We start from the raw sequence: 23,176 nt of genomic DNA, 5'->3' as shown, positions 1-23,176 counted from the left end.
CGGACCCATGAGCAGCAACGGGGGAGCCCCTCACGGGTCCGACGAGCCCACGAGTTTCGGTCTGCGACCGCCGAACCCGCCCATGGCGGTGCCGCACCCCGACAACCCGTACGCGACCCCCACCCAGGTCGTGCCGCAGCAGACGGCGCCCCTACCCGACCCCGGCACCGGCCGGTTGATCGCCGGACGCTACCGCCTGCTGGCCAAGCTCGGGCACGGCGGCATGGGGACGGTGTGGCGGGCCAAGGACGAGACGGTGGACCGTGAGGTCGCCGTCAAGGAACCCCGCGTACCCGACCACCTTCCCGAGCGGGAACGCGCCAACGCCTTCGAGCGGATGCGGCGCGAGGCGCGGGCGGCGGCCCGTCTCGATCACCCGGCGGTCGTGAACGTCCACGACGTCGCGATCGTCGACGGCCGGCCGTGGATCGTCATGGAGCTGGTGCAGGGACGTTCCTTGGGCGACGCCTTGCAGGAGGGCACCCTCGGGGCGCGCGAGGCGGCGAGAATCGGCCTGGAGGTGCTGGCGGCACTGGAGGCCGCGCACGCGGCGGGCATCCTGCACCGGGACGTGAAGCCCGCCAACGTCCTGCTCGGCACGCACGGCCGGGTCGTCCTCACCGACTTCGGCATCGCCCAGATCGAGGGCGAGACCAATCTGACCGACACCGGCGGCTTCGTCGGCTCGCCGGAGTACATCGCCCCGGAGCGGGTGCTGGGGCAGCGGCCGGGCCCGGCGTCCGACCTGTGGTCCCTGGGCGTCGTGCTGTACGCGGCGACGGAGGGCGTGTCGCCGTTCCGCCGCAGCAACACGCCGGCCACCCTCCAGTCCGTCCTCAACGCCACGCCCGCCGCGCCGGCCGCCGCGTCCGGACCGCTCGCCGAGGTCATCACCGGGCTGCTCCAGAAGGAGCCGGGCCGCCGCCCGAACGCCGCCCAGGTGCGGGCGCTGCTGGAGAAGGCCGCCGCCCCGCCGGCTCCGGCGCCGACGCAGCTCGTGCGGCTGGCCGAGGGTTCCCCGAAGGGCATCCGGCTGGGCCGCAGGACGCTGATCGGGCTCGGCGCGGTGGTCGTCGCCGCGGCGGTGGCGGCGTGTCTGGTGATCGCCGACCCGTTCGCGGGGCCGTTGCCGGACGGCTGGAAGACGGTGCACGAGAAGGACGTTGCCGCGTCGCTGGCGGTGCCCGCGGAGTACCAGCCGGGCTACCCCGACCGGAAGACCGACGAGGCGCACTGGGTCACGTACACCGACTGGAGCGGCAGCATCTGGATCGGCCTGCGACTGGACAAGAAGGCCGAGGACACCAGCGACAGCATCGCGGACTCCGCCGCCGCCGAGATGTACGAGGACAACAAGCAGTTCAAGGACAACGGCGAGTACGAACTCCAGATGCCGGAGAACCCGACGACGAAGACGGACGGCGGGGTCTCGTACCAGGGCAAGCAGGCCGCCCAGAACACGATCCAGTACACGACCGACGACACGCAGAACCCGCGCCCCCGCGAGATGCAGATCTTCTACTACAAGACCTCCAAGGGCGACATGTACAAGCTCACCATCAGTTACCCGCGGAAGGGCGACTTCGCCGCCCGTGGCCAGGAGGTGGCGAAGACCGCCATCGCCAACCTGGACGTCGACGTGCTCTAGCCTCACCGCGGCCGCCCCGCGTCGACAACCCACCGCGCCGCACGGTACTGATGGGGACATGAGCAACGACGGGGGCGGCGCGAGCCCCAAGGGACGACTCATAGGCGGGCGTTACCGGCTCGTCGAGCGCATCGGGTCGGGCGGGATGGGTACCGTCTGGCGGGCGCTCGACGAGCTCGTGGACCGTGAGGTCGCCGTGAAACAGCCGAGGTTGCCCGGCGACCCGGAGGACGAGGCCCATCAGCGGGCCTCGCACCGGCTGTACCGCGAGGCCCGTGCCGCGGCCCGGGTCGACCACCCCGCCGCCGTCTCCATCCATGACGTCGTCGTGGAGGACGGACTGCCCTGGATCGTCATGGAGTTGATCCGGGGCGAGTCCCTGCACGAGGTCCTCCAGCGCGGGCCCGTGACCCCCGCCGAGTCGGCCCGTATCGGCCGCGCCGTCCTCGGCGCCCTGCGCGCCGCGCACTCCGTCGGCATCGTCCACCGCGACGTGAAGCCCGCCAACGTCCTGCTCGGCACGCACGGCCGGGTCGTCCTCACCGACTTCGGCATCGCCCACGTCCAGGGGGAGGAATCCCTCACCGTCAGCGGGGAGTTCGTCGGCTCGCTCGACTTCGTCGCGCCCGAGCGGATGTCCGGCAAGGGCGCGGGCCCGTCGTCCGACCTGTGGTCCCTGGGTGTGTTGCTGTACGCCGCCGTCGAGGGGGAGCCGCCCTTCCGGCGTACGACGGTGGAGTCCACCCTCGCCGCGGTCCTCTCCCACGAGCCGCCCGAGCCGGCACGGGCCGGGTCCCTCGGGCCGCTCATCACCGGGCTGCTGGCGAAGGACCCGGACCGGCGGCCGGACGCGGAGGAGGCCGCCGAGGTGCTGGACGCGGTGGCCGAGGGATGGCCGGTGCCGTCGCTCACGCAGACACCGGTCGTCGCCGTCCAGAATCCCGACCGCATAACCGAGTTGGGCGAGGACTCGGGCACCGTACGCCTCAAGAAGTCCGAGCCGGCCGCACGCCCGGACAGCACCGTCGTACCGGAAGCGCGGCCGGACACCACCGTCGTACCGCTCCCGAGGCCGAAGCCGCGTCTGCTGCGCCGCCCGCTCCCCGCCGCCCTGCTCGGTGCCGCGCTCGCCGGTGGCGTGGGGCTCGGCGCGTCCTATGTCCTGGCCGAACCCGAACCCGCGCCCATCAGCGTCGCCGAGCCCCAGTACGGCTCCGCCCCGGCCGCCGCCGCCACGGACGTCGCCGACGAGTCCTGGAGCCGGACCCGGGAGAAGGACATGGAGGCCGTCCTCTACGTCCCGAGCCGGTACCAGGAGGACCACCGGCAGGGCGACGCCACCGACCAGCCGCGGATGGTGATCTATGAGGGCGGTGAGGTGCAGCTCCGCCTCAGCGAATGGGACGCGGCCCCCGCCACGCCCATGGGCCGGGCGAAGCAGCAGGCCGACGAGTGGGCGAGGATCGGAGCGGCGGACACCCAGTTCACGGAGACCAGCCTTCAGGGCCGGCCCGCCGTGGTCGCCGACACCACCTACGACGCCGAGGAGGGCCGCCCCACCCGGGTCATGCAGCTGGTCGTCACCACCGGCGACGGCCGGATGTACGAGCTCCGCGTCGACATGCCCAAGGGCACTCCGGACGAGAAGGAGGGGACCTCGGTGTTCAAGGCGGCGCGGGACCGGCTCGAAATCGAGAAAGCCGCCTCTTGAGGTGACAACGTCCGTGATCGTCCCCGCACAACGCCCTGATCAGCGCGTTTGCAGCCAGTGATCGCTGGCGCCGTGTGTGCGGTCGGTGAATCCCTGTTACCGCCGGGTACCCAAAGTCCCCGACCCGGCATACCCTGCGCGTCATGACGGACTCGCAGGCCCCGGAACTGACCGGCACCAATCCCCTCGCCCCCGCCCCGGAGGGCGCCCGTACCGCCGCCGACGTGGTCACCCCGGAGCTGGTCGCGCAGCTCACCAAGGGCGTGGTCGGCTCCGGTCGCACCGCCAACCACACGCCGTTCACCGGCGAGAAGCTGGCCGACCTGCCCGAGTCGACGCCCGAGGACGTGGCGAAGGCCTTCGAGGCGGCCCGCGCGGCACAGGCGGTGTGGGCGCAGACTCCCGTACGGCAGCGCGCGGCCGTGCTGCTCCGCTTCCACGACCTGGTGCTCGAACGCCAGGCCGAGGTCCTCGACCTCATCCAGCTGGAGACCGGCAAGGCACGTCTGCACGCCCATGAGGAGGTGCAGGCCATCGCCGTCGCGGCCCGGCACTACGGCCGTAAGGCACCTTCCTATCTGCGGCCGAAGCGGCACGCGGGCGCCATGCCCACGCTCACGCGCGTCACCGAGCTCCGTCATCCGCGTGGTGTGGTCGGCCAGATCGCCCCCTGGAACTATCCGCTGGAACTGTCGGTCGGCGACGCCATCCCCGCGTTCGTCGCGGGCAACGCGGTCGTCATGAAGCCCGACACCGAGACCTGCCTGACCGCCCTGTGGGCGCGCGACCTGCTCATCGAGGCGGGTCTGCCCGCCGACGTCTTCCAGGTCGTCCTCGGCGAGGGCCCCGTCGTCGGCCCCGAGGTCGTGCGGCACGCCGACTACGTCTCCTTCACCGGCTCCACCCGCACCGGCCGCGAGGTCGCCCAGGGCGCGGCCGCCCGCCTCGTCGGGGTCTCCCTCGAACTCGGCGGCAAGAACGCGATGTTGGTGCTCGAGGACGCGGACATCGAGAAGGCCGCGGCCGGCGCCGTCCGCGCCTGCTTCTCCTCCGCCGGCCAACTCTGCATCTCCATCGAGCGGTTGTACGTCCACGAGTCGGTCGCCGACGCCTTCCTGGCGCGCTTCGCCGCCCGCACCAAGGCCATGCGGCTCGGCAAGTCCCTCGCCTACGGCGCCGACATGGGCTCCCTGGTCGGCGAGCGGCAGCTGGAGACCGTCACCCGGCATGTGGAGGAGGCCGTCGCCAAGGGCGCCGAGGTCGTCGCCGGAGGCGTCGCCCGCCCGGACATCGGCCCCTACTTCTTCGAGCCGACCATCCTCGACGGTGTGACCGAGCCGATGGCGATCTGCGCCGAGGAGACCTTCGGCCCGGTGGTGTCGATCTACCGCTTCAAGGACGAGGAGGAGGCCATCACCCAGGCCAACTCCACCTCGTACGGCCTCAACTCCTCGGTCTGGACGAAGGACGGCCGACGCGGTCGTGAGGTCGCCGCCCGGCTGCGCACCGGCACCGTCAACGTCAACGAGGGCTACGCGCCCGCCTACGGCAGCGTCCAGTCCCCGATGGGCGGCATGAAGGACTCCGGCCTCGGCCGCCGCCACGGCTCCGAGGGCATCCTCAAGTACACCGAGGCCCAGACGGTCGCCCAGCAGCGGCTGCTGCCGATGGCTCCGTCGCTGGGGATGGACGACGAGAAGTACGCCCAGTTCATGAGCCGCAGCCTGAGGCTCATGAAGGCGTTCCGGTTCCGGTAGGGAGAGCACACGTGCCACAGGACGACTACGACTACGACGTCATCGTCGTGGGTTCCGGATTCGGCGGTTCGGTCACCGCTCTCCGCCTCACCGAGAAGGGCTATCGCGTGGGCGTCCTGGAGGCGGGCCGCCGGTTCACCCCCGGCACCCTCCCCAGGAACTCCTGGGACATCAAGAACTACCTCTGGGCCCCCAAGCTCGGCATGTACGGCCTCCAGCGCATCCATCTGCTGGGCAACGTCATGGTGCTGGCGGGCGCGGGGGTGGGCGGCGGCTCGCTCAACTACGCCAACACCCTCTACGTACCGCCGAAGCCGTTCTTCGAGGACCCGCAGTGGCGTGACATCACGGACTGGGAGGAGGAGTTGAAGCCGTACTACGACCAGGCGCGGCGCATGCTCGGCGTACGGCTCAACCCGACCACGACCCCCTCCGACGTCCACCTCAAGGCCGCCGCCCAGCGGATGGGCGTCGGTGACACCTTCCACATGGCGCCCGTCGGGGTCTTCTTCGGCGACGGCCAGGACGCCGACGGCTCGGTGCGGGCCAAGGCGGGTGAGCAGGTCGCCGATCCCTACTTCGGTGGCGCGGGACCGGCCCGCAAGGCCTGTACGGAGTGCGGTGAGTGCATGACCGGCTGCCGCCACGGCGCGAAGAACACCCTCAACGAGAACTACCTCCATCTCGCCGAGAAGGCGGGCGCGGTCGTGCACCCCATGACGACGGTCGTCTCGGTCACGGACGACTCGCAGGGCGGCTACGCGATCGCCACCCTCCCGACCGACCGGAGGAGGACGGGGGAGGGGCGGACCTTCAAGGCCCACCGGGTCGTCATCGCCGCCGGCACCTACGGCACCCAGACGCTGCTGCACCGGATGAAGGCGAGCGGCCAACTGCCGTACCTCTCGGCCAAGCTGGGCGAGCTGACCCGCACCAACTCCGAGGCCCTGGTCGGCGCGCAGACCGACAACCGGCGCTATCGCAAGGTGACGGGGGAGAAGCGGGTCGACTTCACCCGGGGCGTCGCCATCACCTCGTCCATCCACCCGGACGAGAACACCCATATCGAGCCCGTCCGCTACGGCCGGGGCTCCAACTCGATGGGCGGTCTGTCCATCCTCCAAGTGCCCTACGCCGAGGGCTCGTCGCGGGTCCTGGGATGGGTGGTGAACGCCGCCCGGCATCCCGTCCTCGTGCTGCGGTCCCTGTCCAACCGGCGGTGGTCGGAGAAGACCATCATCGGGCTGGTGATGCAGTCGCTGGACAACTCCCTGACGACGTACCTGAAACCGGACGGCGTCGGCAAGGGCCTGCTGACCGCCCGGCAGGGCCATGGCGCACCCAACCCCAAACAGATCAGGGCGGCTTCGGAGGCCGCGTCCGCGATCGCGGCGGAGATCAACGGCTTCGCCGGTTCGAACGTCGGCGAACTGATGGGCACCCCGCTCACCGCCCACTTCCTGGGCGGCTGCCCGATCGGCGCGAGCCCGGAGGAAGGGGTCATCGACCCGTACCACCGGCTCTACGGCCACCCCGGCATCTCGGTCGTCGACGGCGCCGCGGTCTCCGCCAACCTCGGCGTGAACCCGTCGCTGACGATCACCGCCCAGGCCGAGCGGGCGATGTCGTACTGGCCCAACAACGGCGAGGCCGACCCGCGTCCGGCCCAGCACGAGGCATACGTCAGGCTCGGCGCCGTCGAGCCCAAGTCACCGGCGGTCCCGGCGGACGCCTTCGGCGCACTGAAGCTGCCGTTCCTCGGAATGCCGACGGTGCCGCCGAAGTCGTAGCCCGCACAGCGGACATGGAGAAGGACCTGCACCCCCCTCCGAGCGCAGGTCCTTCTCTGTTCTTGCAGCCGGCTTGTGTTACGCCTGCGCGCCGGCCTTACGACGACGCACCGCGAAGACGGCACCCGCACCGGCGACGATCGCGACACCGCCGACGAGACCGATGGTCGGCAGCGCGGAGCTGGAGCCGGTCTCGGCGAGGTTGCCGGTCGGCAGTTCGGAGACGTCGCCCTGCGGCTTCTTCACCGAGTCCTTGGAGCCGTTGTCGCTCGGGGTGGCGTCGCCCGGGTTCGGGTTCTCGGAGCCGGCCTTGAGGACCGAGAAGTCGTACTGGGCCCAGCCCTCGGCGATGCAGTCCTGACCGTCGACGTTGTCGAGGTAGGCGCCGGAACCGAAGGAGTAGGCGTCACCGGCCGGGGCCTTGGCGTCGATGCTGACGCGCAGGTTGACCGACTGGCTCTTGCCCGCCTTCAGCTCGTCGACGAAGAAGAAGTAGTCGCCGGCCCACTCGTCGTTGCCGATGCGGTCCCAGGAACCCGTCTCGGGGTTCTTGAACTCCAGGTCGACGTACGGGCTCAGGAACTTCGCCTCGTCGAGCTCGTAGTTCTCGATCTCGGCGTAGAAGGCCACGCCGTCGACCGTCGTGCCGGACTCGTTGGTGACGACCAGCTTGAAGCTGTGGAAGCCGTCACCGGCGACGATCTTGCCCGGCAGGCCCTTGATGTCCGCGGACACCTTGGCGTCCGTGAAGTCCTCGTCGAGGTCCTCGCAGTACGGGACGTCCGGGTCGGTCGGCTCCTCGCTCGGCTCGGCCGAGTCGGTGGGCTCGGGCTCGCCCGTGTCGGTCGCCGTGGCGGTGGGTGAGGTGGTGTCCGTGGCCGTCGCGGTGGGCGAGGCGGTGTCCGTCGGCGAGGCGGTGTTGCTGGGCTCCTCGGTCGCCGTCGGGGAAACGGTGTCGCTGGGGAGCTCGGTCGGCGTCTCCGTCACCGTCTCGGTGGGGGTGGGCGTCGACGTCTCGTCCGCGAACGCGGCAGGCGCGGACAGCAGCGCGAGCGGTCCTATGACAGCCGTCGCAGCCGCTGCGGCCATGGCACGGCGAAGCTTCATGAATGACCTCAAGAAGTCCGGTGTGCTGCGCGTCGCAGCACGCGAGTGGGGCGGTGGGACCCCGCGTGTGGGGCGCGGCTGTGGCCCTTGGTACGCATGGTTTGATCCACGAGGGGTGTGAACGGTTGCACTCGCATTCACAGAATTTTTATGTGTCCTGAGTCACATTCGGATCCCGCCTGATTGTCCTTGTGAAGGCGCTTTCCGAACCCCTAGAACTGAGGCTCGTGTCTGACAAGCCTGCCGAGGACTCCTCCTCGACCCCCGAAGTCCCCGACGAGGTCTGGGAACAGTTCGTTCGCGCCAATGAACAGGCCGCTCCCAAGGAGCCCTCGGCCCGCGCCCGCATGGTGACGGACCGGCTCCGGCAGCAGGAGGCGCGGGGTGAGCTGCCCGAGGGGTGGCGTACCGGCCCCGCCCGGCAGGAGAAGAAACGCGGTCGCGCGGTGTGGAAGGCCCTCGGCGTGCTGCTCGCCGTGGCCGTGGCCGTCGTGGCGATCAAGCCGTCGCTGCTGCCCGGCGACCCCTTCGGCTCCGGCGCCGCGGACGAGGCCACCGAGACCCTGCCCGCGGAGACGGCGGCGCCGACCGGTCCGCCGCAGTCCGCGGCTGCCGGCACTCCGACCCTGGACGATCCGTTCGCCGGTTCCCCGGCCAAGCGCTGGGCCGACGGCGAGGCCGGCATCGTCGTACCGAAGGCGAAGGCGGTCGGCGCGCAGTCCGCGGCGAAGGTCGAGCAGACGCTGGAACTGACCCGCGAGCTCCTGATCGAGTCCAACCTCGACAAGGCCACCCTCCGGGGCGGGACACCCACGGCGGCCCTGAACCTCCTCGACCCCGAGCAGGGCGTCAGGAGCGAGCTGAAGGAGGCCCTGAGCCGGCCGAGCAAGGACAACGACCCGCTGACGATGTTCAGCCGCTTCGACCCCGACGAGATCCGGCTGGTCGGCGACGTGGTCAAGGTCCGGGGCCGGATGACCTTCAAGCAGGGCGAGCACGCCTCCGTCGCCGTGCACGCCGACTACACCTTCGTCTACCCGGTGGTCCGCACCGACGGCACCACCGAGGTGACCCGCACCATCGTCCGCCGGGTCCTCGACGTCGAGATACCCGACCCGGCGAAGTACCGGGCCACGGCCGGCAAGCTCACCGTCCTGCGCCGCGACGAGAGCGCGGGCAACTCCTCCTGCGACGTGGACGACGGCTTCCTGCACCCGGAGTTCCCCTCGTCCCAGCCCACCGGCACGCCTCCGTCGGGGCCGACGACGGACCCGTACGACCGCAGCAAGGACATCGGTGACGAGAAGGACTGCGGCACGGTGTCCCGCACCTGACACGGCTGACCGGCATGCGAAGGGCCCCGCGGGACGGAACCGCGGGGCCCTTCTTTCGTCAGCACCGGCGTCAGGGCAGCGCCGGTGCCTGGGGAGCGGCGCCGGGGGGTTGCGCCGCTGGTCCTGAGGGACTGCGCGCCTGGCTTGTGCCCGGGGTCGGCGCCCCGGCGTGACCGGGACGTGCGGATGGTCTGGACCTCTGGCAGTGCCGAAACGCACAGACAATGTGGGTGTGTACAGGGGGACTTGGGCTTTGTAGGCATCGTGCTGGATGGATCCGGCCTCCGCAACCGTTTGACCCAGCCTTCTGTCCCGTCGGTCGGCCCCGGGCGTCCCCGGAGCCGACCGTTCTCTTGGGTGACCGGGCTGCTGTCCCCTGCCGTCCGGTCACTTACCTGGAGCGAGGTCCCACGACGTACGGCAAGATCCGAACGTCTCATCGCCCCAGCGAGCCACGCGTGGTTCTTTCGGGCCCGCCCCTGGCTGACGCGGACACCACCACCAACGAAGCGGTTCGCGACGCGGTCACGCGCCGTACGGGTGAGACGGGGTCCGAACTCAGATGCGACCCCTGCACAGTTCGAGCAGCGTCATCGCGAGGGACGTGCCCGGCTTGCCGAGCGCCTCGCTGAAGTGGTGGAGGACCTCCATCTCGCGCGCGAGGTGCACACGCCGCCCGCCGGAGGCGATACGGGTCTGCTGTACGACGGCGGAGACGGCCGCGCGTTCCTGGATGAGGCCGATGATCCGGTCGTCGATGGCGTCGATGCGCTCGCGGGCGTCGGCGATGACCGCTTCGGGCGTGGTGGTGGTCACGGGGGGCTCCTCGTGGTGTCTGTGGTGTCTTTTCGAGGGCTGCCCCGGAGCGGCAAGATCCGGAAGGAAACGACAGGCGCCCCGGACCTTGTCGGCCCGGGGCGCCTGGGAAGTCGCTTGTCAGTAGCTCAAGCAGCACGACCATGGCAGCCGGCGGGCCGGTTGCCATAGGTAAAGAGGAAGGTCGGGTGCGTGAGCATGGCAGCAGTATGCACGCGCGCCGGATCCTGTCCAACCGGGGTCCATCCACCGGACGGGAGGGGGCGGGCTCACCGCTCGGGACGGGGCGCGGCCGCACCCCGTTAGAATCGGTCCCACAGCCCTCGCCCAAACCGCCGGAAGGCACCCCGTGTCATCAGCGACCCCCGCCGCCGCCCCCGACACCGTCCTGGTCGTCGACTTCGGCGCGCAGTACGCCCAGCTCATCGCCCGTCGCGTCCGCGAGGCGCGGGTCTACAGCGAGATCGTGCCGAGCACCATGCCGGTCGAGGAGATGCTCGCCAAGAACCCGGCGGCGATCATTCTCTCCGGCGGCCCCTCGTCCGTGTACGAGGAGGGCGCCCCGAGCCTCGACCGCGCCATCTTCGAGGCCGGCGTCCCCGTCTTCGGCATGTGCTACGGCTTCCAGCTGATGGCGCGCTCCCTCGGCGGCACCGTCGACAACACCGGCGCCCGTGAGTACGGCCGCACCGATCTGCACGTCTCGAAGTCGTCCTCCACCCTCTTCGAGGGCACCCCGGACGAGCAGCACGTGTGGATGTCGCACGGCGACGCCTGCTCCGCCGCCCCCGAGGGCTTCTCCGTCACGGCCTCCACGGACGTCGTCCCGGTCGCCGCCTTCGAGAACGACGAGAAGAAGCTCTACGGCGTCCAGTACCACCCCGAGGTCATGCACTCCACGCACGGCCAGCAGGTCCTGGAGCACTTCCTCTACCGGGGCGCGGGCCTCAAGCCCGACTGGACCACCGGCAATGTGATCGAGGAGCAGGTCGCCCTCATCCGCGAGCAGGTCGGCGACAAGCGCGCCATCTGCGGGCTGTCCGGCGGCGTCGACTCCGCGGTGGCCGCGGCCCTCGTCGCCCGTGCCATCGGCGACCAGCTGACCTGCGTCTATGTCGACCACGGTCTGATGCGCAAGGGCGAGACCGAGCAGGTCGAGAAGGACTTCGTGGCCGCGACCGGCGTGAAGCTGGTCGTCGTCGACGCGGAGGAGCGCTTCCTCACCGCGCTCAAGGGGGTCTCGGACCCCGAGGAGAAGCGGAAGATCATCGGCCGTGAGTTCATCCGGGTCTTCGAGCAGGCCCAGGTGGAGATCATCGCGGACGCGGGTCCGGCGGTGGAGTTCCTCGTCCAGGGCACGCTCTACCCGGACGTGGTCGAGTCCGGTGGCGGTACCGGCACGGCCAACATCAAGTCCCACCACAACGTCGGCGGCCTCCCCGAGGACCTCGAGTTCCAGCTCATCGAGCCGCTGCGCAAGCTGTTCAAGGACGAGGTCCGGATGGTCGGCCAGGAACTGGGCCTGCCGGACGAGATCGTCCAGCGCCAGCCGTTCCCGGGCCCGGGTCTCGGTATCCGCATCGTCGGCGAGGTGACGAAGGAGCGGCTCGACCTGCTCCGTGACGCCGACGCCATCGCCCGCGAGGAGCTGACGCTGGCCGGCCTCGACCGGGACATCTGGCAGTGCCCGGTGGTCCTGCTCGCGGACGTCCGCTCGGTCGGCGTCCAGGGCGACGGCCGCACCTACGGCCACCCGATCGTCCTGCGCCCGGTGTCGTCCGAGGACGCGATGACGGCCGACTGGTCGCGCCTGCCGTACGAGGTGCTGGCGAAGATCTCCACGCGGATCACCAACGAGGTGGCGGACGTCAACCGAGTCGTCCTCGACGTGACCTCGAAGCCGCCGGGCACGATCGAGTGGGAGTAGGTCTTCCTAGGTCCGTTTGAGAGTCCGCACCGGCTCTCCGGGCTTCCAGACCTGGACGACGAGGTACGTGTCGTCCTCGACGTAGGTCCTGACGACCTCCGTCAGCTCGGTGCGGAAGAGGTGGAACGGCTCCGGCGGTTCCACCTCTTCGCCGTACGCGGCCTTGGTCGCTGCGTCCACGACCTCGATCGCCCGCCCGCTGATCCGCACATCACCGCCGCCCAGACTCTGCCCCTCCCCGGGATTCGCCTGGAGCGCGAAGCGCGGGTCGCGCAGCAGATCGAGCGCCTTGAGCGACTTCGGCATCATGCCGAGCCACAGCTCACCGTTCAGGAACCGCACCTCCAGGCCGCTGGTGCGGGGTGAGCCGTCCTTGCGGAGGGTCGCGAGGGTGTGGTGCGTGAAGGCGCCGAAGCGTTCTTCGACGACCTTGGCGAGATCGGGTTCGGCAGCGGTGAAGACGGACCAGTTCGCAGTCATACGACGAGTGTGGCGCCGATACCCGACATGTGCTGTCCGGTATTACGCGGCCTGCGTGCCCTGCGCGGCGTACGGCAGCGGGCGCACGTACCGCTCCCGTCCCGCGTCGTCCCGTACCCGCGCGCAGCCGCCCGCCGTGAGCTGCGCGGCCAGCTTGGCGCGGCGGACGGTGTTGATGCGGAGCGCGCCGTACATGAACGCCGGCATCAGCACGGCGAGCGGCAGGAGGACGGCGTACTTGCCGGTCAGCGGGGCCATCAGCAGAAACAGGGCGGCGGCGCCCCAGCCGATGGTCCTGAGCTGGCGGGGGTTGCCCGCCTCGACCAGGGCGTCGTACTTGATGAGCGCGATGATCAGGTCGATGTCGGCCTGGGCCTCGGGGACCGGCGTGAGCGAGTTCAGGTACATACCGGGAACCGTGCCACCCACGCCGACCTGCGGGAACGCGGCGAGGTTCGCGGCGGCGCGCTGCTGGGCCGCGGGGTGGGTGTCGCGGACCAGATGGACGTGGAGGATCTTGTGGCGGCCGACGAGGCGGACACCGGCGTAGCGGAAACCGAAGCACTCGGCGACGTAGACCAGCGCCCCGAACAACTTGTGCTCGGCGAAGGGGTGGACCAGCTCGACGTGGTCCTGCGTGGCGAGCTGCCGCATGAGGGAGCTGAGGTGACGTTCGACGAGGCTCAAGGAGGGCTCCGGGTGACTGAAAACAGGTGCTGAAGTGTCGGGAACTTGAGGTTCCGCACAGCAGACAGCCGAACCCCCGGAACGGTTGCACACGGCATCGTTACCTCAGACTCCTGTTCTCCTGCGCTGACCGACGGTAACTTCCGCCCCGTGAAGCCACCCCAGTGCTGGAGGACCGATGCACGGGACGTATGAACCGGGACCGACCCCGCCCGCCCCCCTGCCCACCGACAGCCTCCGGTTCGCGATGCCGCCGATGCACGACTCGGTGGAGGACGAGCGCCGGCACCGCAAGGAGAGGCTGGCGGGCGCGCTGCGGATCTTCGGGCGGCAGGGCTTCGAGGACGGGGTCTCCGGTCACATCACCGCGCGCGACCCGGAGTTCACGGACTGCTTCTGGGTCAACCCGTTCGGCATGCCCTTCCGGCACGTCACCGTCAGCGACCTGGTCCTCGCCAACACCGAGGGGCAGGTGATCGAGGGCCGCTACCACGTCAACCAGGCCGCCTTCACCGTGCACGCCCAGGTCCACGCCGCCCGCCCCGACGTCGTCGCGGTCGCCCACTGCCACTCCGTGCACGGCCGCGCCCTCTCCGCCCTCGGTGACCTCCTGGACCCGATCACCCAGGAGAGCTGCGCCTTCTACGAGGACCACGCGGTGTACGACGCCTACTCGGGCGTCGCCGTCGACACCGCCGAGGGCCGCAGGATCGCCGCCGCCCTGGGCTCCGGGAAGGGCCTGGTCCTGCGCAACCACGGACTGCTGACCGTCGGCGACTCGGTGGACGCGGCGGCCTGGTGGTTCCTGTCCATGGAACGCTCCAGCCAGGTCCAGCTCATGGCCAAGGCGGCCGGCCGCCCGATCCTCATCGACCACAAGGCGGCGGTCGCGACCAGGGAGCAGTTGGGCGGCGACCTGGTGGCGTGGATCAACTACCAGCCGCTGTGGCAGGACATCAGCCGCAGCGAGCCGGATCTGCTGAGCCAGCGGGCCGCTGCGCGGGGCTAGAAGCCCCGCAGCACCACGGCCTTGGTCATCGCGAACTCCTCGTCCGTCAGGACGCCTTCGCGATGCAGCTCGCCCAGCTCCCGCAGTCTGCGCAGGAGTACGTCGTGATGGTCGGCCTGGGGTGGGATCGCGGACGGCAGCCGGTGCGGTCGGTCCGGGTCGTCGGTCGCCGAGCGGGTGGAGGGGTGCGGGAGACGGGCGGTGACCGCGGTGGCGACCAGGGCCGTGAGCAGGTCGCGGCGGGCGCTGCCCCACAGGTCGAGGGCGTACGGGTCCTTCTCCGGCGGGAGTTTGGAGAACGCCGTCTCGCGGGTCACGAAGCGCAGGAAGCCGTCCTCGTAACCGGAGTTGGGCAACCACTCCACGCCCGCCAGGTCGGTGAGCGCGATGATCCGCGGGCCGGTCGCCCGTTTCACCCGGTCCGAGGTGTCGGTCCAGTCGATACGGACCTGGAGGCCGTCGAAGGAGACCGTGCCGTCGGAGGAGCGGACGGAGACCGGGACCGGCGGCCCGGACAGCAGATACGTCTTCGTCGGCTCCTTCGGGATCTGGTCCAGCAGCAGCGCCCGACGGATCTCCTCCGCCACGTACTCGGCGACCCCGGCCCGGTCGACGTCCACCGCCAGCCGGTACGGGTCCGCCGCGTCCGGCAGCCGTCCCCCGGTCGCCTGCAACAGCGGATCCGCCCCCTCCCGCAGCCGCATCCGCAGCCGCCCCCGCTTGCGTTCGGGCTCGAAGACGACGCCGGAGACGGCCTCCAGGGGCACGGCGATCTCCCCGTACGTCTGCCGGAACAGCGGCACCGAGCGATGAAGTCCCGGTGTGATCCTGACCGTCGTGCCGTCGAAGGCCCAGGTCCCGTCGCGCTGGATGATCTCGGCCATAGAGAAATTCTCGCAGCCAGGTCAACACGGCGGCCCCGGCTTCACCCGCCCTGACCAGACCTGCCGGACGAGCCCCCCGTGGCGTAGGGCACAATTCGCTGTCATCGCACGGGAGTTGCAGAGCGGCGGCCGAGACCTCGGCAGAGGCCGCGCGTCGTGGAGATCGCGGGGAAGGCGGGCGTCGGGCGTGGCGGTGCAGGAGGCGAGACAGAGCGGGGAAGCGGGCGCGCACGGAGGCGGCTGCACCTGCGGCGACTGTCCCCACGGAGCGCGGGAGGGCCATCGGCGGGCGGTCGCCGAATTCCTCCTGCGACGGGACGAGTTCGCCGCCGGTCAGGGCCTGCCGGCCGCCGTGGCCCACTCGGCCTCGGCCTCCCGCCAGTGGGTGTCGGAGGAGCTGACCCAGTCCGCGGAGCTGGTCGCCGAACGCGGCCGCGCCGAGGGCGAGGCCTGGCTGGCCCGCCTGTGGAGCCGTACCGCCTGCACGGTGTGGGCCGGCGTGGTCGTCCTCCTGCTCGTCCAGGCACTGACCGCCATCGGTGCGGGCTGGACTTCCGCCCGCACCGCCGGGCTGCTGGCCGCCCTGCTGACGGCCGGTGCCCTGACCGCGGCCTCCTGGTTCCACCGCGCCCGGGGCGGCGCGCTGGCCCCGGTCATCGGCGAGGACAACCGTCTCTCCACCTCCCGCGCGATCGCCGTGGCCTGGGTGCTGTTCGTCGCGTACGCGGTGCTCGTCCTCGTCGGCCGGCTCGCCGCCGCGTCCGACCCGGCCGAGCGCGACGCGCTCATCTCCGGCCTCGAACTCGCCCGCGGCGCCGGTGTGGTGACCGTCCTCGCCGTGGTCTGCGGGATCGCTGTACTGGTACGGCGCGTGGTCGGGCTGCGGGTGCTCGGGCAGCGATTGCAGAAGGTGCGCGCCGACCGCCCCAGGGCCGCCGACCTGCTCGCCGACGACGCCGGGCGCGGCACCTTCGCCGACATCCAGTACGTCGTGATCGGCGCGGTGGCGCTGCTGTTCGCCGCGGTACGGCTGGCCCGCCGCCCCGACCAGCTGCCCGACCTGCCCTGGGGGCTGGCGGTCGTGGTCCTGATCTCGGCGGCGACCTATGTGGCCGGCAAGTACGCCGAGGGCGGTCGCCCCGTCATCCTCTCCGTCGTACGCGCCCGCGAGGCCGGTGACCTCGACGCCCCGATCCGCACCGGCGACGACATCGAGATCCGCGGCGCCGGCTTCGTCCCGCCGGGAGCCCAGGACGCGGAGCGGCTGTCCCGTATGACGGTCCGGGTGGGCACGGTCCATGTCCACGTCCCCCTCGTCCCCGTCATCGGCGGCTTCAGCAACCCCACGGACGCCGTCCTGACCGTCCCCGTCCCGGCGGACGTGGAACCGGGCCGGGTGGAGGTGCAGGTCATCACCGCGGCGGGTGTCGAGACCAACCGCTACGCGATCGACGTGACGGACTGAGCGATGGACGATCACCGGCGACACCTCTCCCTTCACTGACAACGCCAAGGTCCGAACCATGAGCGACGACGTCCTCTCCGTCGTCCCGACCGACCCGTACTGGCAGCCCGAACCCTCGGCCGCCGACCGGGCCGGCACCCTGGTGACTGCCCTGACCGGAGGCCAGGCCGCCCCGGAGACGGACGGGCTCGGCGACGAGGAACTGGCCGCTGTTGGCGAGGTTCTGGGCCACCCCGTGCGCCGGATCCGGGCGCACATCTGAGTTGTTGAAACTTGTCGCTCCGGCATTGAGCGGCTTCTCCCTTTCGTGCGTATCGTCTTTTGAGGGGTCACGGCACGCTGGGTGAGAGGCGGCTAGGAGCGATGACTCACGGTTTTCGTACGGACACGCACACCCCCTACTTCGACGGCGGCGGCGGTGGCCGGAGCTGGCGCGACACCGCCACCCACTACGCCCTGCTCCCGCTCCGCGTCTTCCTGGGCGTCACCTTCATCTACGCCGGCCTGGACAAGATCACCGACAGCGCCTTCATGAAGGACTCGGGCGCCGGCTCGATCGGTGACCAGATGCGCAACGTCAAGCAGTCCTCGGCGATCCCCGCCATGGTCGACATGGCCCTGAACAACCCCGTGGGCTTCGGCTACGCCATCGCCTTTGGTGAACTGGCCGTCGGTCTCGGCACCCTCCTCGGCCTCCTGGCCCGCCTCGCCGCCCTCGGCGGTGCCCTGATCTCCCTCAGCCTGTGGCTGACGATGAGCTGGGCCGCCGAGCCGTACTACTACGGCAACGACCTCGCCTACCTCATGGCCTGGCTGCCGCTGGTCCTGGCCGGGGCGCCGTATCTGTCACTGGACGCGATGATCAGGGGCCGACGCCGACAACCCGCGGGAGCGTACTGACGCCGCGTCCAGTCGTCGGTGCCTATCGAGGTATCTCCGTGGGAGGGGCGTCCTGTGTTCCCCGGGTGCTGCCCGCCGTTCCGCGGCGGCGGCGTATCGAGTGGCTCAGGAACCCCACCGCGCCCGCCAGGCAGAGGCCGGCCGTCACCACGGGGATGATCGCGAACCACGGTGTCTCCCAGGCGCCGCCCGCGTCACCTGCGTAGATGACGCCAGCGAGGGCCAGGAAGAACCCGGCGATCAGCTTTCCGGGCCGGAACTCATGACGCAGCACGGCTCACCTCCGCCTGTCCGACACCGACCTGGAGATCGATGTCGAGGGTGCCGGAGGCCTTGACGCCCTTGGCCGGTGCCAAGGTCACCTCCTTGTACTTGCCCGGTTCCACGTCCACGTCCTCCTTGTCGTCACCGGGCAGCTGGATGTCGCCCACGCCCACGTCGATATGGACCTTCACCGTCGCGTTCTTCGGCACGATCACCTTCACCTTGCCCACGCCCACCTCGACCTCGGTCTCCAGGGCCTGCCCCTTGGCGAGGTCCAGGCCGCTCAGATCGAGCGTGCCGACGCCGGTGCCCAGGTCGTACTTCCGCTCGACGTCCGCCACCGCGGTCGGCCGCCAGTTCTCACGGACCCAGTCCGTGCCGATGTTCTTCGGCACGGCCGTCGCCCCGGCGAGCAGTCCCGCCGTGAGCACCGCCAGGAAGATCGAGCCCGCCCCCGTGCGCCCGAGGAACGAGCTGACCATGATGCCGAGGCCGAGAACGATGAGCGCGCAGGCCAGACCGGTCTGAAGGCTGGTGCCTAGCGGGTGCTCCTCCCAGGTCAGACCCGTACCGAGACCGCCCGCGAGGAGGGCGAGCAGGAAGAGCCAGCCGCCGATCCAGCGCGGGCCGCGCTGCCGGGGCGGCTGCGGGCGCGCGGCCCGTATGTCCGCGCCGGCATGGCCGTAGCCGGGGGCCAGGCTGAAGTCGATGGCGTCCGCGATGTCCCGGGTGCGGGCATCGCCCGGGCCCCAGAGATAGCCCGTGCCGCCCTCGTGGGTGCCGTCCTTGACGATGGGGTCGCGCCACCACGAGGGATACGTGGCGCTGACCGGCGGGGCCTGGGCCTCCGGCGGGGCGTCGGCGGCGGCCTGGGCGGCCAGCGGGTCGGTGTCGGGGGTGCCGCGCTGCCGCGCCCAGTACCCGGAGCCCGCGAGGAGCAGGGAGACGATGACGGCGAAGGTCAGCACCGTCCCGTTGTTCAACATCGTCAGGAACACGCCGCAGCCGACCAGCGCGAACAGCACGGCCGTCAGGGCCTGGCCGTCGACACGGCCGGTCAGCAGCTTGCGGACCTCGTTCTCCTCGTCGTCCTCGTACGGCACGAAGAGCCAGGCGAAGCCGTAGAAGATGAGGCCGATGCCGCCGGTCGCGGAGAGCACCGCGAGCGTGATCCGGAAGATCACCGGGTCCATGTCGCACTGTCGCCCGAGTCCGGCGCACACCCCGGCGAGCACCTTGTGCCGCCGGTCGCGGCGGAACCGGGCGGGCGGCGCGGACGCCTCGGCGTCGGTCTCGGTCTTCGTCCCGCCGCCGGGAACCCGGGAGCTCTCACGGGCGTTGCCCGGTCGTCCGGCCGCGCCCGGATCCCGCTGTTCTTTCCGCGCGTCCGCCTGCTCGTGCGCGTCCGCCTGCTCGTGTGCGCCCACCCGCTCGTGTGCGCGCGGTTCCTCACCGGCGGCGGTCGCGGAGGGCGCGGCGGACGAGGGGCCCTCGTCGGGCACCCGGTCCGCGGCGTGCTGGTGATCTGTCATGTGTCCATGGTGACGGGCGAGCTGCCGCGACGGGAGTCGGAACGACCCTGGCCGGACCCTGATATCGCCCCTGACCCGAGGCCGGGGAGACGTTCGAGGGCCTCGCCGCTCCGGCCCGTTTCGAAGATCAGGGGAGTCTAGGGGGCCGACCCTGATGCCCGGGCCGTCGCGCCGTGTGAACATCGATGGCATGCCGGATGCAGCCGCAGCAGCGCCACTCGTCGAACCGCGGCCGCCGCGCAAGCTCTACCGCAGCAGTGACGGACGCTGGCTCGGGGGGGTGGCGCGGGGGCTCGCCGGGCATCTCGGGCTGCCCGTGATCTGGGTGCGGCTCGTCTTCGCCGGTCTGTTCATGGCGGACGGCCTGGGCGCCCTGTTGTACGCCGCGTTCTGGTTCTTCGTGCCGCTAGGCGTCGGTGGCGTGAGCGGGCAGAAACCCCCGTCCTTCGTCACCACCGAGACCTCGCCGGACGGCCGCCGCCGCCTCGTCGCCCGCAGACCCGACAAGGGCCAGATCGTCGCCCTGCTCCTCATGGTCGTGGTGGCCATGGTCTTCGTCGGCAATGTCAACGTGGGCACCGGCGCCAAGGCCTATCTCTGGCCCGCCGTCCTCGTCGGCGCCGGAGTGGCCCTGGTCTGGCGGCAGGCGGACAACGCCCGCAGGGCCCGCTGGGCCGAGGTGGGCCGCCGCAGGCGGACCCTCAGCCTGCTGCGCGCCGCCGGCGGTGTCCTGCTCGTCACGGCAGGCGTGTCCGGCATCTTCGTGATGCAGGGCTCGGCCGCGCACCTCGGCTCGGTCCTCCAGGCAGCCCTCGCTGTCCTGGTCGGCATCACGCTCCTCGCCGGCCCCTATCTCGTGCGCATGACCCAGGACCTCTCCGAGGAGCGCCTGATGCGCATCCGCGCCCAGGAGCGCGCCGAGGTCGCCGCCCACGTCCACGACTCCGTGCTGCACACCCTGACCCTGATCCAGCGCAACGCGGAGAACGCGAACGAGGTGCGCCGCCTCGCCCGAGCCCAGGAGCGCGACCTGCGCACCTGGCTGTACAAACCCGAGGGCACCGGCAAGGACGAGGCCGACGAACCCGACACCCTCGCCGAGGCGGTACGGCGCAACGCGGCCGAGGTCGAGGACAAGCACGGCGTCCCCCTGGAGGTCGTCATCGTCGGCGACTGCCCGCTCGACGAGCGCATCGGGGCACAGATGCAGGCCGCGCGCGAGGCGATGGTGAACGCCGCCAAGTACGGTGGCGAGGGCGGCGCGGTGCAGGTCTACGCCGAGGTCGAGGGAAAGACGGTCTTCGTGTCGGTCCGGGACCGCGGTCCCGGCTTCGACCCGGAATCGATACCCGCCGACCGCATGGGTGTCAGAGAATCGATCATCGGCCGCATGGAGCGTCATGGCGGCACGGCCCGCCTGCGCGCGGTGCCGGGCGGCGGCACGGAGGTCGAACTGGAGATGGAGAGGGCGGAGAACACGTGATGAGCGACCCGACCGAGGCGAACGACACTGTGACGGGCGAGCGCCGGGTGCGAGTGGTGCTCGTCGACGACCACCGTATGTTCCGTACGGGAGTTCAGGCCGAGATCGGCCAGACCGAGCAGACCGGCGTGGAGGTCGTGGGCGAGGCCGCCGACGTCGACCAGGCGGTCACGGTCATCACCGCGACCCGCCCCGAGGTGGTCCTCCTCGACGTCCACCTCCCGGGCGGCGGCGGCGTCGAGGTCCTGCGCCGCTGCGCCCCGTTGATGGCGGACGCGGAGCAGCCCGTCCGCTTCCTGGCGCTGTCGGTCTCGGACGCGGCGGAGGACGTCATCGGCGTGATCCGAGGCGGAGCGAGGGGTTACGTCACCAAAACCATCACCGGCACGGACCTGGTCGACTCCATCTTCCGCGTCCAGGACGGCGACGCGGTGTTCTCCCCGAGGCTGGCCGGCTTCGTCCTGGACGCCTTCGCCTCGACTGACGCGCCCCCGGTGGACGAGGACCTCGACCGCCTCACCCAGCGTGAGCGCGAGGTGCTGCGACTGATCGCCCGCGGCTACGCCTACAAGGAGATCGCCAAGCAGCTGTTCATCTCCGTGAAGACGGTGGAGTCCCATGTGTCGGCGGTACTGCGGAAGTTGCAGTTGTCGAACAGGCATGAGCTGACGCGGTGGGCGACGGCGAGGCGGCTGGTGTAGTCGCGTCGAGGTCCAGGTCGAGCGTGAACCAGATGGTCTTGCCGAGACCGTTCGGGCGAGGCTCCGTGCCCCATTCGTCGGCGAGCAGGGTGACCAGGATCAGGCCGCGCCCCGACTCGTCCTCCGGGGACGGGTTCCGGAACGTCGGCATCGTGTCACTCGCGTCCGTCACCGAGACACGAAGCCGGCGACCGTCGTCCTCCAGCGTGCAGCGCGTACGGATCTCGCGTCCGGGGGAGACGCGGGCGTGCCGATAGGCGTTGGTCATCAGCTCGCTGAGCAGCAGCACGGCCGTGTCGGTGACGTCGTCCGGGAGTTTCCAGTCGGCGGCCTGCTCACGAAGCCGTGCGCGGGACCGGCCCACGCTGCGGGGGTGGCGGGGCAGTTGCCACTCGACTGCTTCCTCGGGCATGCGCGCGTCTCTTTCGTGCGGGTGCTTCTCCGTCGTTTGCCGTGATCAGGCTGGTGGTTGACGCGTAACCTCGGGGAGTGGCGGAGTGTGTACAGAGGGTGCGTGTACACGGGGTGTCGGCGGGAGACGGGTGGGCGCGAACGATGACTCAGCCGAACTGGCGGTACTGCGGCGGGCAGGTCAAGCTCTGGCGCGAGGAGGCGGGCGTCGGTCGACAGGCGCTCGCCGAAGAGGCCGGGTACGACTACGAGTACGTCAAGTCGATGGAGTGCGGGCGCCGACGTCCCACCCTGCGGTTGTTGCAGGTCGCGGACCAGATGTGCGGGGCGCGGGGGAAGTTGCTCGCGGGGCATGAGTTTCTGAAGCCGGAGCCGTTTCCTGCGCGGTCGCAGGAGTACATGGAGTTGGAGGCCGAGGCGATCGCCGTGCACGACTATTCGCTGGGGCTGGTTCCGGGTTTGTTGCAGACGCGGGAGTACGCGGCGGCGTTGATCGGCGAGAGCTGTCCGCCACTGGACGACGAGACGGTGGGGGAGCGGGTTCGGGGGCGGTTGGCGAGACAGGAGGCGTTGAGGCGGCGGGCGGGCACGGTGTACGGCTTCGTCATCTATGAGGCCGCGTTGCGCACTGGGGTCGGCGGGCCGGAGGTCATGCGAGAGCAGCTGCTCCATCTGCCCGAGGTGGGTGCGCGGCGCAACGTGTCCATCCAGGTGTTGCCGTTCGGTAAGTGCGGGGGTCTCGCGCTCAACGGGTCGTTCATTCTGCTGGAGACGGCTGATCACGAGCACTTCGCCTACGTCGAGAGTCCGGAGACCAGCGCACTTCATGCTGATGCGCACAAGGTCAGTGACCTCGCACAGGCACATGGCATGATCCGCATGCAGGCTCTCGGAGTTGAGGAGTCGGCTGCGTTCATCAGGAAGGTGGCACAGGAGCTATGAAGACTGAGCTGACGTGGGTCAAGTCCAGCTACAGCGACTCCCAGGGCGGCGCCTGCCTCGAAGTCGCCCTCCACCCCCACGCCACCCGCGTCCGGGACTCGAAGCTCGGCCCCCAAGGCCCTTGCTTCGACGTGCCTGCCGACGCCTGGGCTGCCTTCATCGCCCACGCCTCCCGCGAGGCCTGAGCTCCGGGCTTCGGACGTCGAGACCCGAGCTCCTCTTTCAAGGAATGGGCGGAAAGAATCCACCCACCCTCCCACCCCTCATGTGCGCCAACTTCCGCACATGGCAGCGGAGATGACTTTTCGTGATCAGGTTGCGACGCACA

The 23,176-nt window shown here is 70.6% G+C and carries 21 protein-coding genes and 1 pseudogene; 14 read left to right on the top strand and 8 right to left on the bottom strand.

Annotated features, from left to right (window positions below; all coding sequences use genetic code 11):
- The first annotated feature begins 7 nt into the window (after window positions 1-7).
- From ACIHIX_RS03690 to ACIHIX_RS03675, 4 genes are all read left to right on the top strand, one after another.
- On the top strand, window positions 8-1,648 hold the full coding sequence (locus ACIHIX_RS03690) for a serine/threonine-protein kinase (RefSeq protein WP_399949307.1): 1,641 nt from the start codon (window positions 8-10) through the stop codon (window positions 1,646-1,648).
- A gap of 58 nt (window positions 1,649-1,706) precedes the next feature.
- Window positions 1,707-3,359: a serine/threonine-protein kinase gene (locus tag ACIHIX_RS03685; RefSeq protein ID WP_399949305.1), complete on the top strand. Its 1,653-nt coding sequence runs from the start codon at window positions 1,707-1,709 to the stop codon at window positions 3,357-3,359.
- Window positions 3,360-3,502: 143 nt separating this feature from the next.
- Window positions 3,503-5,116 carry a succinic semialdehyde dehydrogenase gene (locus ACIHIX_RS03680; RefSeq protein ID WP_399949303.1) on the top strand — a complete coding sequence of 538 codons (1,614 nt, stop codon included), beginning with the start codon at window positions 3,503-3,505 and terminating at the stop codon, window positions 5,114-5,116.
- Between the two features lie 11 nt (window positions 5,117-5,127).
- Complete coding sequence (locus tag ACIHIX_RS03675; protein ID WP_399949301.1) at window positions 5,128-6,906, top strand: GMC oxidoreductase; 1,779 nt, start codon at window positions 5,128-5,130, stop codon at window positions 6,904-6,906.
- 78 nt (window positions 6,907-6,984) lie between these two features.
- Here the strand turns inward: ACIHIX_RS03675 and ACIHIX_RS03670 are convergent, their stop codons facing one another.
- Window positions 6,985-8,013 carry an LAETG motif-containing sortase-dependent surface protein gene (locus tag ACIHIX_RS03670; protein WP_399949299.1) on the bottom strand — a complete coding sequence of 343 codons (1,029 nt, stop codon included), beginning with the start codon at window positions 8,011-8,013 and terminating at the stop codon, window positions 6,985-6,987.
- Between the two features lie 227 nt (window positions 8,014-8,240).
- On the opposite strand from ACIHIX_RS03670, the gene ACIHIX_RS03665 reads away from it, so the two are divergent.
- The gene (locus ACIHIX_RS03665) at window positions 8,241-9,347 is read left to right on the top strand and encodes a hypothetical protein (RefSeq protein ID WP_399949297.1); all 1,107 of its coding nucleotides are present in this window, start codon (window positions 8,241-8,243) and stop codon (window positions 9,345-9,347) included.
- Window positions 9,348-9,905: 558 nt separating this feature from the next.
- Here ACIHIX_RS03665 and ACIHIX_RS03660 read toward each other — a convergent pair.
- Window positions 9,906-10,172 (bottom strand): annotated as a pseudogene (locus tag ACIHIX_RS03660) (chorismate mutase); the annotation flags it as partial.
- Between the two features lie 340 nt (window positions 10,173-10,512).
- On the opposite strand from ACIHIX_RS03660, the gene guaA reads away from it, so the two are divergent.
- Entirely contained in the window at window positions 10,513-12,090 is a 1,578-nt protein-coding gene (gene guaA, locus ACIHIX_RS03655) for a glutamine-hydrolyzing GMP synthase (protein WP_399949295.1), read from the top strand.
- Between the two features lie 6 nt (window positions 12,091-12,096).
- Here the strand turns inward: guaA and ACIHIX_RS03650 are convergent, their stop codons facing one another.
- Both ACIHIX_RS03650 and ACIHIX_RS03645 read right to left on the bottom strand, forming a co-directional pair.
- The gene (locus ACIHIX_RS03650) at window positions 12,097-12,570 is read right to left on the bottom strand and encodes a pyridoxamine 5'-phosphate oxidase family protein (protein WP_399949293.1); all 474 of its coding nucleotides are present in this window, start codon (window positions 12,568-12,570) and stop codon (window positions 12,097-12,099) included.
- Window positions 12,571-12,612: 42 nt separating this feature from the next.
- A complete protein-coding gene (locus ACIHIX_RS03645) occupies window positions 12,613-13,257 on the bottom strand; it encodes a hypothetical protein (RefSeq protein WP_399949291.1) in 645 nt (214 codons plus the stop codon).
- A gap of 178 nt (window positions 13,258-13,435) precedes the next feature.
- Between ACIHIX_RS03645 and ACIHIX_RS03640 the strand changes: the two genes are divergently transcribed.
- Window positions 13,436-14,266 (top strand): class II aldolase/adducin family protein, encoded by an 831-nt coding sequence (locus tag ACIHIX_RS03640; RefSeq protein WP_399949289.1) that lies wholly within the window; start codon window positions 13,436-13,438, stop codon window positions 14,264-14,266.
- Here the strand turns inward: ACIHIX_RS03640 and ACIHIX_RS03635 are convergent.
- The gene (locus ACIHIX_RS03635; RefSeq protein WP_399949287.1) at window positions 14,263-15,150 is read right to left on the bottom strand and encodes a DUF4429 domain-containing protein; all 888 of its coding nucleotides are present in this window, start codon (window positions 15,148-15,150) and stop codon (window positions 14,263-14,265) included. The genes ACIHIX_RS03640 and ACIHIX_RS03635 overlap by 4 nt on opposite strands.
- A gap of 187 nt (window positions 15,151-15,337) precedes the next feature.
- Here ACIHIX_RS03635 and ACIHIX_RS03630 point away from each other — a divergent pair, with 187 nt between their 5' ends.
- The 3 genes from ACIHIX_RS03630 to ACIHIX_RS03620 all read left to right on the top strand — a co-directional run bounded on the left by ACIHIX_RS03630 (window position 15,338) and on the right by ACIHIX_RS03620 (window position 17,515).
- Window positions 15,338-16,615, top strand: coding sequence for a hypothetical protein (locus tag ACIHIX_RS03630; RefSeq protein WP_399949285.1), 1,278 nt, complete (start codon window positions 15,338-15,340; stop codon window positions 16,613-16,615).
- 58 nt (window positions 16,616-16,673) lie between these two features.
- On the top strand, window positions 16,674-16,877 hold the full coding sequence (locus ACIHIX_RS03625) for a hypothetical protein (protein WP_399949283.1): 204 nt from the start codon (window positions 16,674-16,676) through the stop codon (window positions 16,875-16,877).
- Between the two features lie 101 nt (window positions 16,878-16,978).
- Complete coding sequence (locus ACIHIX_RS03620; RefSeq protein ID WP_399949281.1) at window positions 16,979-17,515, top strand: TQO small subunit DoxD; 537 nt, start codon at window positions 16,979-16,981, stop codon at window positions 17,513-17,515.
- Window positions 17,516-17,537: 22 nt separating this feature from the next.
- Here ACIHIX_RS03620 and ACIHIX_RS03615 read toward each other — a convergent pair whose 3' ends face one another.
- Together ACIHIX_RS03615 and ACIHIX_RS03610 are read right to left on the bottom strand one after the other, a co-directional pair.
- Window positions 17,538-17,789, bottom strand: coding sequence for a hypothetical protein (locus ACIHIX_RS03615; protein WP_399949279.1), 252 nt, complete (start codon window positions 17,787-17,789; stop codon window positions 17,538-17,540).
- Entirely contained in the window at window positions 17,776-19,311 is a 1,536-nt protein-coding gene (locus tag ACIHIX_RS03610) for a PspC domain-containing protein (RefSeq protein ID WP_399949277.1), read from the bottom strand. Before ACIHIX_RS03610 ends, ACIHIX_RS03615 begins: the two co-directional genes overlap by 14 nt.
- 154 nt (window positions 19,312-19,465) lie before the next feature.
- On the opposite strand from ACIHIX_RS03610, the gene ACIHIX_RS03605 reads away from it, so the two are divergent.
- Together ACIHIX_RS03605 and ACIHIX_RS03600 are read left to right on the top strand one after the other, a co-directional pair.
- On the top strand, window positions 19,466-20,794 hold the full coding sequence (locus ACIHIX_RS03605) for a PspC domain-containing protein (RefSeq protein ID WP_399949275.1): 1,329 nt from the start codon (window positions 19,466-19,468) through the stop codon (window positions 20,792-20,794).
- Window positions 20,794-21,495, top strand: a complete 702-nt coding sequence (locus tag ACIHIX_RS03600; RefSeq protein ID WP_399949273.1) for a LuxR C-terminal-related transcriptional regulator — start codon at window positions 20,794-20,796, stop codon at window positions 21,493-21,495. Before ACIHIX_RS03605 ends, ACIHIX_RS03600 begins: the two co-directional genes overlap by 1 nt.
- Here the strand turns inward: ACIHIX_RS03600 and ACIHIX_RS03595 are convergent.
- Window positions 21,386-21,907, bottom strand: a complete 522-nt coding sequence (locus ACIHIX_RS03595) for an ATP-binding protein (protein WP_399949272.1) — start codon at window positions 21,905-21,907, stop codon at window positions 21,386-21,388. The two genes, ACIHIX_RS03600 and ACIHIX_RS03595, sit on opposite strands and share 110 nt — an antisense overlap.
- A 143-nt stretch (window positions 21,908-22,050) precedes the next feature.
- Between ACIHIX_RS03595 and ACIHIX_RS03590 the strand changes: the two genes are divergently transcribed.
- Both ACIHIX_RS03590 and ACIHIX_RS03585 read left to right on the top strand, forming a co-directional pair.
- On the top strand, window positions 22,051-22,848 hold the full coding sequence (locus ACIHIX_RS03590) for a helix-turn-helix domain-containing protein (RefSeq protein ID WP_399949270.1): 798 nt from the start codon (window positions 22,051-22,053) through the stop codon (window positions 22,846-22,848).
- Window positions 22,845-23,033, top strand: coding sequence for a DUF397 domain-containing protein (locus tag ACIHIX_RS03585; protein ID WP_399949268.1), 189 nt, complete (start codon window positions 22,845-22,847; stop codon window positions 23,031-23,033). Before ACIHIX_RS03590 ends, ACIHIX_RS03585 begins: the two co-directional genes overlap by 4 nt.
- The last annotated feature ends 143 nt before the right edge of the window (window positions 23,034-23,176 follow it).

Source organism: Streptomyces sp. NPDC051913, from assembly GCF_044593635.1.
Taxonomy (GTDB): domain Bacteria; phylum Actinomycetota; class Actinomycetes; order Streptomycetales; family Streptomycetaceae; genus Streptomyces.
The sequence above is the reverse complement of the archived record's forward strand: the minus strand, read 5'-3'. Positions and strand labels throughout refer to the sequence as shown.